Source organism: Rhizobium sp. 01N424 (assembly GCF_056399485.1).
The window spans coordinates 1-11,627 of the sequence record NZ_JBFTRK010000009.1 but is presented as its reverse complement, the minus strand read 5'-3'; the positions used below and the strand labels follow the sequence as shown (position 1 = coordinate 11,627).

The following is an 11,627-nucleotide window of genomic DNA, read 5'->3' as shown; positions in this document are numbered from 1 at the left end:
AGGCCGACATGCGCATCTTTCTCGTTCGACACGGAGAATCCCTTGGCAATATCAGCGAAGGCGCCTACCGGCAGTTCGGCGATCACAATGTTCCGCTGACGGAATGGGGCTACCGGCAGGCGCTGGCGGCCGGGCGCGGCATTGCGGCCTATCTGGCGGCGCTGCCGGATGCCGCCCCACGGGCCAGCATCTGGTATTCGCCCTATCTGCGCACGCGCCAGACGATGGATGCGATCATCGAGGCGCTTCCAGAGGGCGCTGTCGGCGAGGTCCATGAGGATTATCTGCTACGCGAGCAGGATTTCGGGCTGTTTACCGAGATCTACGACCGCGCCGAGCAGCGGCGGAAGTTTCCCGAGGAGTTCGAGAAATGGGCGCGCCTGCGCAACAATAGCGGCAAGTTCTATGCGCGGCCGCCCGACGGGGAAAGCCGAGCCGATGTGGCGCAGCGGGTGCGGCTTTTCCTGCTGACCGTGATGCACGATATCGGCGGTGGCAACGATACGGCCATTATCGTCGGCCATGGCGTCACCAACCGCGCCTTCGAGATGAACTTCCTGCATCACAGCGTCGAGTGGTTCGAACGCTCTGACAATCCGGGGAATGCCGACGTGACGCTGATCGAGGGCACGCATGCGGAGGGTTACAGCGCGACGCTGCTGCACAAGGCCGACGACCGCAACCCGGCCGAAGCAACGGATATGCGCGGCGCCTACGGCTCGGCGCTGACGATCGCGCCGAAGACCGGCGGCTGAAATTTCTCAGTAGCGGGAGATATAGCCGACCAGCATCGGCTTTTCGTGCGTCGGCGCCAGCGCCAGATTGATCTGGCCCTTCATCGTCTGCGAACCCGCAGCGATGGTAAAGCCGGTATTCAGTGTCTTGCCCTTGTTCATGGCGAGCGTCGCCATGGCCTCCTCGATCTGCGTATCGATCGAAAAGCGCAGGCTCTTCGTCAATTGCGCCGCATCGCCCATCGGCAGGCGGTGGCGCAGCATCGACAGGAAGGCGTCGTTGAACAGCTGGATCTTCTTCTCCAGCGTGAGAAGGATGGTCGGCGACGGCGAAGCCTGGATCAGCGCATTCAGATTGGCCATCGAGGAAACATCCTCGACCGTATCAAGCCGCTTCAGCGCCCATTTGAAGCTGAGGACGCGGAGCAGCGAGGCGAGATTGCCGGTCTCCGGCATCTGGGCGGCCGTATGATGCACGAGGTCGGCCGTCGTCATCTTGCCCGCCGACGACATGCGGCCGAGGCCATCCCAGTAGATGCGTTCTAGGCGGATACCGCGGCGCTCCCCCCCCCGGCCGGCAACGGCGCGGAACTTCGGCTCGATCTCATCGGCGCCGATGACAGGCAGCGCATCGTCGAGCGGCTCGGCACTCGTCAGATCGGTTGCGGCAGCCTTGCTGATCAGCATTCTCAGCGCTCCGTCAGCGCTTCCGAGCGCGCCTTGTTGATCGGCTTCAGGAGATAACCACCAAGATATAGCCGATTATGCTTCCACCCAAAAATGTTCAGGGACGGTTAACCTTGGAACGGCCTTTTGGGGTGAGAACGCTAAAATTTGAATAAAATTAAGGAAGTAGCAAGGGGTTTTCGACCCCGAAACGGTTAACGGCGGCCCGGTTTTTCAGGGGTCGCCGTTAACCTTGAAGGGCGCGATTCGGGGCTGTCCGGGGCTGCCGGACACCCTGTTTTCAGAGCTCAGCGCCGGGGCGCGGCGAGGCAGAAAAATGCGCCCTGCGGATCGATGCCGTTGACCACCCAGCTGCCGCCCGGAACCTCCATCGGACCAAAGACGATCTTGCCGCCGCCTGCGTTTACCCGCTCGACGGCGCTGTCGATCTCCGGCACGTTGAAGTAATAGGCCCAGTACGTCATCGGCACGTCGGCAGGCTTGGTCATCATGCCGCCGGTCTGTTTTCCGTGCTCGGCGAAGATGCGGTAGGTACCCATCTCGCCCATGTCGAAGTCATGGTCCTTGGTCCAGCCGAAGATCTTTTCATAGAAATCGAAGGCCTGCTGCCAGTCGCCGGACATCAGTTCATGCCAGCCGACATGGCCTGGCGTCCCCATTTCCGGCTCCCAGCCATCATCGTTTTCCATCGGCAGCGGCGTCATGATGCAGAGCACGGCGCCGCTCGGATCGGCGACGACGGCGAAGCGGCCGACGGTCGGGATATCCTCGGGCGGGCGGCGGACGCTGCCGCCATTGGCGGCAAAGTCGCGGGCGGACTGATCGACGTCATCGACGGCGACGTAACCCGTCCAGTTGGGCGGAATGCCCTGCCCCTCGAGCTCTGCCGGAAAGGTCATCATGCCGCCGACGCCGCGGCCGTTGGCCTCGAAGATCGTATAGACACCCATGTCTCCCATGGGCATTTCCTTGGTCGTCCAGCCGGTCACCGAGCCGTAGAACTTTGCGGCGGCCGTGGTATCGGGCGTCATCAGCTCGCACCAGATGAACTTGCCATGCGTATCGGATGCCATGATCTTTCCCTTTCAAGAGTGTCGGATGTCATTTCCGTCTGACGCCCCGATGGGGACGCCGCGATCACGGCTTGCGTGCGTAGCGCGCTTCCATGAGTTGCTTCCAGCTGCCGTCGGGCTGTTTCGCCGACGAGGCGAAGGTGCGGTGGTCGGCGTCGATGAAGGCGATCTGTTCGCGGTAATCCTGCTCGCCGCTACCGCCCATGCAATCGGGACCGCGCGTATAGAGGCTGAGCACCTGGCCATCGGGCGAGACTCCGCCCTCATAGATCCACATGTGGTCCATCATCGAGCCGATCCAGGTACCGACATATTTGCCCTTCGAGGGCGAGTAACCAAGGGTCAGCACCGTCGTTGCTGCACCACTGCCATCCGGCATCTGGCCGTTTCCTTCGGCCACGAACCAGGCGCCGTGAAGCGAGCGGACGACCTCTGTCCATTGCCCGTTTTCTTTCATGTCGTCGGACGTGACGTTCCAGGTCCCGACGAGTTTTTCGAGGAAACGGTGCTCCTCGATCGCTTTTGCAACTTCCATCATCCTTCCTCCCTCGGCTGATGTTTGCAGATCTCAGTGACAGCAGGATTGCGTCTTCGCATCCTCGTATTCGTCGTGACGCTTGACGAAGCTCATGGTGCTGTCCTCATTGCGGCCCTTCGGCGCGTAGTCGAGGATCATCAGCGTGCCCAGCACCTCTTCGCCGCCGCGGGCATAGTTCGAGTACGTGTGGAAGATCTCGCCCTTCTCGTTCTTGTAGAAGGCGCTCATGCCCGGCAGTTCGTCATTGGCGTCCTCAGGCTTCATCTCGGTGAAATTGTAGAAGACCTTGTCCTTCTTCAGATCCTCGGGCGTGAACGAGACGTGGTAGTCGAAGTTGAAATCATTCCCGACGGAAGAGACCCAGGGGAATTTCCAGCCCATGCGCGTCTTGTAGGCCTCGATCTTTTCGACCGGCGCGCGGGACACCGCCACCCAGGTAACGTCGTGATTGTTTAGATGCGGCAACGTGCCGTCGATATGATCGGACAGGAAAGAGCAACCCGGGCAGCCTGCCTCCCATTCCGGCCCCATCATGAAATGATAGATCATCAGCTGGCTGCGGCCTTCGAAGAGGTCGGCGAGCGACTTTTTGCCATCCGGCGTGTCGAAGACGTAGTTTTTATCGACCTTCACCCAGGGGAGCGCCTGGCGCTCGGCGCGCAGCGCATCACGCTGCCGGGTATGGGCCTTTTCCTTAGCCAGAAACGCGCGGCGGGTCTCGAGCCATTCTTCGCGGGAAACGACAGCATTCTGCATGATCGCACGCCCTCCTCCGGCGCGGCCGGCAAGGACCGGCATTTCGTTCTGCTTTGCTTGACTAAATACATTGATATCAATAGAATTTGGCCATGTCAAATTCGGTCGATATTCCCTATTCCACGACGCTGCTCGTGCGCGACACCTGCCTCTGCTTGCATGTGCAGCGTGCAGCCCGGGCCTTGGCGCGGCTGTTCGACGACGCGCTTCGTCCTGTCGGGCTCACCAACGGGCAGTTCTCGCTGATGATGTCGCTCAACCGGCCGGAGCCTCCGCCGATGGGGCCGGTCGCCAACCTGCTCGCCATGGACCAGACGACGCTGACGGCCGCGCTGAAACCGCTGCGGCGCCGTGGATGGGTAAATGTAACGCCCGGCGCCAAAGACAAGCGCTCGCGGCTGCTCAGCCTCACGGCCGAGGGGAAATCCGTACTGGCCGCCGCCGTGCCGATCTGGCAGAGCACCCATGCCGCACTGGAAGACAAGCTGCCTGATGCCAATGGCGACGGGCTGCGCAGCATGCTGCTGGCACTTTGCTGATCAGTTTCCGATACGCGGATCGCCGCCGAAATCGCTGCGCGCAAAGCCGATGCGCTGTTTCGGAAATTCACACAGTGCCTGAACGCCGGATGCCGACAGCCGGATGCGCCATGTCTGCCGTTCGGCGGGCTCGCGGGCGCTGAAGGCCTTGGCGGTCAAAAGCGCCAGATTGCGGCCATGGCGCGGATCGCGGACGGATTCATAGAGGATGGCCTCCGTATCCGCCGCGCGGGCGGCCTCGGCAAGCGCCTGGCATGCTTCGTAGTTCAGAGGATCGGTCCATATCGCCCGGTCGCGATCGAACGGCGGGAGCGTCAGGTCGAGCGCTGCGGATGTCGCGACGGGCGCGGCAAAGGCGGTGTATTCGGCGGCATTGGCGGGGAGCGGCGTGGCGGGCGAATCTGCGTAGAACAGCAGCCGGTAGAAGGCCATTTCCGAGAGCGCCGTCTCCACCTTCTCCGAGGCATAGAACACACCCAGCGTCCGCCCTGCCCGGCGGAAACGCGAGCCATGCGGATAGATGGCGCCGTATCGGAAGGGCGTGGCCAGCAGATAATCCAGCCCCACGCATTCCGGCGGCAATGCCGGCTTGCTCTCTTCCAGCAGATTCTCGAGAAGCGCCTGCTCCTCCAGCGTATCGACGAGTTTCAGCGTCGATATCTGGTGCTGCGCCTCCACCAGCCGCCAGAAACGGCCGGAGACGGCACGCAGTTCAGACGACAGCGCGGCGGGCGTCCAGATAGGCAAGGACATCGGTCAAACCTGAAATGCTGACGATCTTTTCGAGCGGGGTGGAGCCGAGCGCCATGTTGGCATTGCGCAGCCACTGCCTGGCAACCGCCTCATCGCCGCCGGCGATGGCGTCGAGCGAGCGGAACAGGCGAACGAGAAGAATGGCGAGCTCGAAGGATTTGCTGCTGCGATCCAGCAGGTGATCCTGCCGTTTCATGCGCGACACGGTGGCTTCCGAGACACCGAGAACGGCGGACAGCGTGCGGGCGCTGATGCCGAGGCGATCTGCGGCGTTGACCGCGGCCTTGGTGATGACGGCGGCTTCCTGGGTGGAGCGCGCTTGAGCGGGCGATGGTACGGACATCGGATATCCTTTCCTTAGAAAGAATATAGCGATTTTATTTCAGATGAAAAGATGTGGTTTGCGCACAGGGAGGCAAACCAACTCTCTGCCCTCATCCCTGTGCCTGTCACAGGGATGAGGGAACACGTGGAGGCGTTCCTCAGGCTTCCCTTCTCCCCTCGGGGAAGGTCAATCAGGCAACCGTGACCGGAACTTCGGTCGAGGTGCGCATCGCGTGGCTATAGGGGCAGACGATATGGGCAGCAGCGGCGAGCTTTTCGGCTTCAGCCTTGTCGAGGCCCGGGATGTTGACCGTCAGGGCCACTTCGATGCCGAAGCCGCCGCCGTCTTCGCGCGGGCCGATGCCGACCTTGGCGGAAACCGTCGTATCTTCAGGAATCTTGACCTTCTGCTGGCCTGCGACAAATTTCAGGGCACCCAGGAAGCAGGCCGAGTAGCCGGCTGCGAAGAGTTGCTCGGGGTTGGTGCCAGTTGCGCCATCGCCGCCGAGTTCCTTCGGAACGGTGAGCGTGACGTCGAGAACGCCGTTATCGGAAACGGCGCGGCCTGCGCGGCCACCGGTGGCGGATGCTTGGGTCGTGTAGAGAATAGGCATGTCAGTCTCCTTTGCGTTGGGGTTGCGATTTATATAATGCGCAATTCAATTGTACGCAAGTGAATTTTGCAAATTGCATTCGGAATCTGAAAAGAGGACAATCGCGCCTCGAAGGAACAGGATCATGACAGCGCGGACGGCAGAGACAATGAAAATACCGGCAGAGGAAAAGAAGCTGGAACGGCAGCTCTGTTTCGCGGTCTATTCGACGGCGCATGCCTTTACCCGCGCCTACAAGCCGATCCTCGACAAGGTGGGCCTGACCTATCCGCAATATCTCGTGATGCTGGTGCTGTGGGACAAGGCCGAACTGCCGGTGAAGACGATCGGCGAAAAGCTCGACCTCGATTCCGGCACGCTTTCGCCGCTGCTGAAACGCCTGGAGCAGAACGGCCTGATCAAGCGCATCCGAGATTCCCGCGACGAGCGCCAGGTTCTGGTTTCGCTGACGCCGAAAGGCGATGCGATGCGCGGCGAGGTCGACACGATCATGGGCTCGATCGGCCAGGCGATCGGCTGCACGCTTGAGGAGATGGCGGAGATCCGCACCCTGCTCCAAGGTCTGCGGTCGAATCTGAACGAGGCGGATTAACGCCCGGGCCTTGATAGGCGTACTATATGATAGTACGTTCTATCTGATGATCATAAGCTTCAAGGATAGCGACACCGAAGCTCTTTACAGAGGAAAGCGCCCGAGGCGCATACCCGCGGATGTGGCGTCTCGCGCTGTCCGAAAGCTATTCCTGATCGATACGGTGACAAGACTTGACGATCTCAGGGCACCGCCCGGGAACCGGCTGGAGGCGCTAACTGGAAACCGGCAAGGCCAATACTCGATCCGAGTGAATGATCAGTGGCGCATCTGCTTCGAGTGGACCGATGGCGATGCACTGAATGTCGAATTTACGGACTATCACTAGAAAGGAACCCTGACATGGCGAGAGAAATTCCTCTTCCCCACCCGGGGATCGTGCTCAAGGAAGAATTCCTGGAGCCTATGGGTATCAGTGTCTATGCCGCCGCCAAGGCGACCGGCATTGCGCGCAGTCAGCTCAATCGGGTCTGCCACGGCGGCCTCAACATCACGGCGCCTATGGCGTTGCGGCTTGGCAAATATCTGAATGTCGATCCGAAGTGGTTCATGAACATGCAGGTCACCTTCGATCTCGTCTCGTCCAGCGAGAGCCTGACACGCGAGCTGCAGGCGATCGATCCGGTCAGATCGGCAGCATAGGGAGACCCGCGCCAATGGCGCGGGCCGGAGTGCACTATTCCGCCGCTTGATAGGCGGCCGGGACCGGAGCGCGGGAACCGCGTGGGCCGAGCGCTGCGAAGAGGACCACCAGCACCGAGAGGATGGCGACGAAGGTGACACCTGCGGTGTAGGCGTCGTAGCCCATCGACGGGGCGGCGCTGAAGATGGCGGAGGCGGCCGCGAGAACGATGCCGCCGCCGATCTGGAAGGCGGCGAAGAGCAGGCCGGAGGCAAGGCCAGACTTGTCTTCCTCGACATCCGAGAGAGCCGCGACCTGCACCGACGGATAGGTCATGGCATAGCCGACGCCGAGCGGAATCTGCGACAGGGCGACGAGCAGCACCGGATTGACATGGCCGGCGGCCAGCACCCAGAAGATATAGCTCGATGCCTGCAGCGCGACACCCAGCGTCATCAGGCCCGTCGTGCCGCGGTTCTGCGCGATGGTTGCGAAGCGCGGTGCGAGGAACATGACGCAGACGCCGCCGAAGGCGAAGCAGAAGCCCGTGACGAAAGCCGACCAGCCGAGTTCATCCTGATAATAGAGCGTGGCGATGAACTGGAAGCCGACATAGACGCCTTGAAACAGGGCCGCCAGCAGGTTGGCGTGGCTGAGCTTCGCCTTGCGGAAGATACCGAGCGGCACCATCGGATCGTGATGCCTGGATTCAACCACGAGGAAGAGGCCGATCAAAAGCACCGCGGCCACCAGGGAACCCCAGGTCGGCAGAGCGTTCCAGCCCTCGGCGGCGGCATTGGTAATGCCGAAGACGAAGAGCAGCAGGCCGGGCGTGATGGTGAGTGCCCCGGCCCAGTCGAAGGACGGACGCTTGCCGCCGAGTTTGACGTCACGCGGTAGAACATAGGGCGCGGCGATCAGGGCAAGGATGGCGACAGGCGCGCCCATGACCAGCGTTGCCCGCCAGCTGATGATGGTGGCGGCACCGCCAAGCACCATGCCGAGCACGAAGCCGGTTGCCCCTGTCGAGGCGAAGACGCCGAGTGCCTTGGCGCGGGCCGCACCCTCGCCGAAGACGGAGAGAAGCAGTGCGAGTGCCGCCGGCGCGGTGAAGGCGGCGGCGATGCCCTTGATCAGGCGGGCGGCGATCAGGGTCGGACCGCTATCCACGAAGCCGCCGGCGATGCTGGCGGCCGCGAAGACGGCAAGCGACCACAGGAAGACGCGGCGGTGACCGAAGACATCGGCAACGCGCCCGCCGAGAAGCAGGAAACCGCCATAACCAAGCACATAGGCGCTGACGGCCCATTGCAGCGAGGTGGCGGGCATCCCGAGTTCAGCCTGGATAGCGGGCAATGCGACGCCGATGGTCGAGACGTCCATGGCATCGAGGAAATTCGCGGCACAGAGCAGCAGCAATGCCAGCCCTGCCCCGCTTCTGGATTGGGAGAGTGTCATCGAAATCGTTCCTTTCGGCTGCCGCGGTTTGGGAGAAAGCGGCAGGGAACGAGAAAATGTACACGTCCTGATCCTATTGCAAATTGATAGTACCTATGCCAGGTATTACTGACGATGATAAATGATACGACCCTTCGAAAGATAGACCTGAACCTGCTCGTCGCCTTCTCGGTGCTGATGCAGGAGCGCAATGTCAGCCGCGCTGCCGAGCGCCTGCTGCTCGGGCAGCCGGGTCTGTCGGCGGCGCTGAAGCGGTTGCGGGAGGCGCTCGGCGATGAGCTTTTCGTACGCGTCGGGCGCGGATTGCAGCCGACGCCGCGCGCACTTGCCATCGCGCCTGCCGTCGAGGAAGCGCTGACCTGCATCGAAAAGGCCATCCGCCCGCCTGATGCCTTCGACCCAGCGCTTTACGAAGGCGAATTCCGTATCAGCATGTGCGACAATCTTGAGACCGCCTTCTTCGGACCGCTGGCCGCGCGCCTGCGGCAGCTGGCGCCGAATGCAAAACTGATCGGCGTCGCATCCGAAAAGCGCGAGGCCACCCGGCTGCTCGATGACGGCGCTTTCGACTTCAGCGTTGCCGTCCACGACGAGCCCGCCTCCTGGCATGTCCGTGAACCGCTTTTCGAACAATGCTCGATGTCGATCTACGACCCGCTGCAGCTGCGCCTGAAGGCGCCGCTGGGGCTCGCCGATTTCACCGGCAATCCGCATATCGTCATCTCCTACGAAAGCGGCGATACGGCCACCAATCTGGATCTCGCCCTGACGCGGATCGGCCAGAAGCGGACGATTGCCGCCAGCGTGCCGCGCTTCTCGGCGCTGCCGACCGCACTGAAGGCGATGCCGGCGATTGCCACCGTTCCCGAGGCTATCGCCCGCTGCATGGCGCAGCTGCATGGGCTGTCGATCTCGCGCCTCCCCTTCGACCTTCCGGCCGATCCCGTGACCATGCTCTACCGCCGCGTCGACCAGGCGGATGGCCGTGCCGTGTGGTTGCGCAAGCTGTTCATCGAGGTCGCATCGGCAGCACTTGAGGCATCCGGATGCACGATGAGCATCTCGAAAGCAGCGGCTTAACCACTTCTTTGCCAAGCTGGGTTAAATGGCCGTTCACGAAATGTGTTTGGCATAATCGGTAACGTGAGGTACAAAGTCTCGCCGAGTGATTTGGGGCTGGACCGAAAAAACTGGGAGGCACTGCCGTTGAGGGGCAAAACCATCTCCGCGATTTTCATCGCAGGACTGGCCGTCACGGGTTGCAGCACGGCCAACGAGCCGGATGCGCTCGATGCCAAAGCGACGCCAAAGGCGAAGACCGTTGCCGCCACTCCAGGCAAGGTCACCTATAATTACACCGCCAAGGACCGCGAGTGCCTGAAGCGCGCAATGTATTTCGAATCCGAACATTCGGATCGCAATGGCTATCTCGCCGTCGGTACCGTCGTCATGAACCGGCTGACCTCGCAGGCCTATTCCGATTCCATCTGCGGCGTCGTCGGACAGAAGAAGCAGTTCGCACCCGGCGTCCTGACCCGGACGGTCGAGCCGGTTGCCGAGCCGCAGCTCGATGCCGCCGCCGACGACATCCTGCGCGGCGCGCGCCATCCGGGCGTCAAGGAAGCGATGTTCTTCCACACCGAAGGCCTGAAATTCCCCTACGGCAACATGCATTACGTGACAGCTGCCGGCGGCAACGTCTTCTACGAGAAGCGCGGCCGAGACGGCGAATTGCAGACGCCCGCCCCGATGCCATCCTATGAAGTGGCGATGAACTACGTCGCGAACGACCAGCGCTCCGGCGCCGTCCAGTTCGCTGGCGTCGAGCAGTACACTGCTGCGGCGCAGCCTGCCCCTGCAGCCCCCGCCGTCGGCGTCGGCGCGCCGCAGCCATCCTCGACACAGGTCGCCTATACGCAGGTTGCTTCGGCTGATCCGGATTCGCCGGCGCCGTTCGAAATCCTGCTGCCGGAAACCGGCCCTGTCCCGGCCGCGATGCCGGGCGAGGCCGCACCGGCCCTGGCCGTCCAGCCCGCCTCCACAGGGTCGCTGCCGCAGGCATCGCAGATGCAGATGCAATTCCAGGCACAGCCCGCTCCACAGACCCTGCAGCCACCATCGCTGCAGCCCGCCGCCGATGTACTGACCCCGCCAACCCGCGTCGTCCTGCCGACGCCGCGCCCGGCATATAACAGCGCATCGCTCAATCTCGGGCCGTTACGTTCGGGTGGTTGAGGTGAACGATTGAAAAAGCTCCCGCCTCGGGAGCTTTTTTGTCGGCGCGGCGTCATCAGACCTCGAGCCCGATGCCTCGACCAGGAAGCTGCGACGGACAGCCGTGCCAGAGCGCCCTCACCCTACCTTTGTAACTTTCCAAATGCGGCATTTGACGATGTAATGCCGATCGCGGTGGCGGACGAAAGACCGGCGGCCCTGAGGGACACCAAGCCCGGGGGAGAGCCCGGGTCTTCGTCCGCCGTTCCATCGAACCCGAACAGTCGCCAGGGCCGCTTGTGCAAGCAAAGCCCGATTAGGCAAGGATGGGACAGGATGGATATCATCGTCGGCATAGACGTCCCGAAGGATCGTTGGACGTGCATGTCATGCCGTTCGATACGGCGTTTCATGTCGAAAACCGCCATGCGGGCATCTACGCGCTCGTCAGGAGGCTGAAGACGGAGGTTGCCGCCGAGCGCAACTGTATGGTTGCACTGGAGGCGACCGGCGGCTTCGAGATGCGGGCGGCTGCGGCGCTTTCATCGGCGGGTTTGACGGTGCTCGTCGTCAATCCTGCCGATGACAGTCCGGCCACAGCCTGCGTCTCGAATCCGCCGGTCGCCTCAAGCGCGATCGCATCGGCCCCGATCGCCTTCAGTCGGCCGGTCAGCTCGCCAATGCCGGCATCGTCGTTGTCCACCGCAAAAGCCTCGCCCTGCG

The 11,627-nt window shown here is 62.3% G+C and carries 14 protein-coding genes and 2 pseudogenes; 7 read left to right on the top strand and 9 right to left on the bottom strand.

Annotated features, from left to right (window positions below; genetic code table 11):
* Nucleotides 1–8: 8 nt before the first annotated feature.
* The gene (locus AC1DNK_RS20930) at nt 9–755 is read left to right on the top strand and encodes a histidine phosphatase family protein (protein ID WP_477943153.1); all 747 of its coding nucleotides are present in this window, start codon (nt 9–11) and stop codon (nt 753–755) included.
* A gap of 6 nt (nt 756–761) precedes the next feature.
* On the opposite strand, the gene AC1DNK_RS20925 is transcribed toward AC1DNK_RS20930, so the two are convergent.
* The 4 genes from AC1DNK_RS20925 to AC1DNK_RS20910 all read right to left on the bottom strand — a co-directional run bounded on the left by AC1DNK_RS20925 (nt 762) and on the right by AC1DNK_RS20910 (nt 3,788).
* The gene (locus AC1DNK_RS20925) at nt 762–1,421 is read right to left on the bottom strand and encodes a ribbon-helix-helix domain-containing protein (RefSeq protein WP_112386347.1); all 660 of its coding nucleotides are present in this window, start codon (nt 1,419–1,421) and stop codon (nt 762–764) included.
* Nucleotides 1,422–1,708: 287 nt separating this feature from the next.
* Nucleotides 1,709–2,494 (bottom strand): VOC family protein, encoded by a 786-nt coding sequence (locus tag AC1DNK_RS20920; RefSeq protein WP_477943152.1) that lies wholly within the window; start codon nt 2,492–2,494, stop codon nt 1,709–1,711.
* 64 nt (nt 2,495–2,558) lie between these two features.
* Nucleotides 2,559–3,032, bottom strand: a complete 474-nt coding sequence (locus tag AC1DNK_RS20915) for a DUF1579 domain-containing protein (protein WP_477943151.1) — start codon at nt 3,030–3,032, stop codon at nt 2,559–2,561.
* 30 nt (nt 3,033–3,062) lie between these two features.
* On the bottom strand, nt 3,063–3,788 hold the full coding sequence (locus AC1DNK_RS20910) for a DUF899 domain-containing protein (protein WP_477943353.1): 726 nt from the start codon (nt 3,786–3,788) through the stop codon (nt 3,063–3,065).
* A gap of 92 nt (nt 3,789–3,880) precedes the next feature.
* Between AC1DNK_RS20910 and AC1DNK_RS20905 the strand changes: the two genes are divergently transcribed.
* Complete coding sequence (locus AC1DNK_RS20905) at nt 3,881–4,327, top strand: MarR family winged helix-turn-helix transcriptional regulator (protein WP_477943150.1); 447 nt, start codon at nt 3,881–3,883, stop codon at nt 4,325–4,327.
* Here AC1DNK_RS20905 and AC1DNK_RS20900 read toward each other — a convergent pair whose 3' ends face one another.
* The 3 genes from AC1DNK_RS20900 to AC1DNK_RS20890 form a co-directional block, all read right to left on the bottom strand.
* Nucleotides 4,328–5,080 (bottom strand): RES family NAD+ phosphorylase, encoded by a 753-nt coding sequence (locus AC1DNK_RS20900; protein ID WP_477943149.1) that lies wholly within the window; start codon nt 5,078–5,080, stop codon nt 4,328–4,330. It abuts the gene before it with no gap.
* Nucleotides 5,040–5,423 carry an antitoxin Xre-like helix-turn-helix domain-containing protein gene (locus AC1DNK_RS20895; RefSeq protein WP_477943148.1) on the bottom strand — a complete coding sequence of 128 codons (384 nt, stop codon included), beginning with the start codon at nt 5,421–5,423 and terminating at the stop codon, nt 5,040–5,042. The genes AC1DNK_RS20900 and AC1DNK_RS20895 overlap by 41 nt, the downstream gene beginning before the upstream one ends.
* A 172-nt stretch (nt 5,424–5,595) precedes the next feature.
* The gene (locus AC1DNK_RS20890) at nt 5,596–6,018 is read right to left on the bottom strand and encodes an organic hydroperoxide resistance protein (RefSeq protein WP_112537233.1); all 423 of its coding nucleotides are present in this window, start codon (nt 6,016–6,018) and stop codon (nt 5,596–5,598) included.
* A gap of 124 nt (nt 6,019–6,142) precedes the next feature.
* On the opposite strand from AC1DNK_RS20890, the gene AC1DNK_RS20885 reads away from it, so the two are divergent.
* The 3 genes from AC1DNK_RS20885 to AC1DNK_RS20875 are packed head-to-tail and all read left to right on the top strand — an operon-like array spanning nt 6,143 to nt 7,252.
* Nucleotides 6,143–6,610, top strand: coding sequence for a MarR family winged helix-turn-helix transcriptional regulator (locus AC1DNK_RS20885; protein ID WP_112517318.1), 468 nt, complete (start codon nt 6,143–6,145; stop codon nt 6,608–6,610).
* 46 nt (nt 6,611–6,656) lie between these two features.
* Nucleotides 6,657–6,938, top strand: a complete 282-nt coding sequence (locus AC1DNK_RS20880) for a type II toxin-antitoxin system RelE/ParE family toxin (RefSeq protein WP_477943147.1) — start codon at nt 6,657–6,659, stop codon at nt 6,936–6,938.
* Between the two features lie 14 nt (nt 6,939–6,952).
* A complete protein-coding gene (locus AC1DNK_RS20875) occupies nt 6,953–7,252 on the top strand; it encodes a HigA family addiction module antitoxin (RefSeq protein ID WP_112517320.1) in 300 nt (99 codons plus the stop codon).
* Between the two features lie 34 nt (nt 7,253–7,286).
* Here AC1DNK_RS20875 and AC1DNK_RS20870 read toward each other — a convergent pair whose 3' ends face one another.
* Nucleotides 7,287–8,690, bottom strand: coding sequence for an MFS transporter (locus tag AC1DNK_RS20870; RefSeq protein ID WP_477943146.1), 1,404 nt, complete (start codon nt 8,688–8,690; stop codon nt 7,287–7,289).
* 114 nt (nt 8,691–8,804) lie between these two features.
* On the opposite strand from AC1DNK_RS20870, the gene AC1DNK_RS20865 reads away from it, so the two are divergent.
* Nucleotides 8,805–9,770 (top strand): LysR substrate-binding domain-containing protein, encoded by a 966-nt coding sequence (locus AC1DNK_RS20865; protein ID WP_310291672.1) that lies wholly within the window; start codon nt 8,805–8,807, stop codon nt 9,768–9,770.
* Nucleotides 9,771–9,890: 120 nt separating this feature from the next.
* Nucleotides 9,891–10,487: pseudogene (locus tag AC1DNK_RS20860) on the top strand (cell wall hydrolase); the annotation flags it as partial.
* 951 nt (nt 10,488–11,438) lie between these two features.
* Here the strand turns inward: AC1DNK_RS20860 and AC1DNK_RS20855 are convergent.
* A pseudogene (locus AC1DNK_RS20855) lies at nt 11,439–11,627 on the bottom strand (IS110 family transposase); the annotation flags it as partial.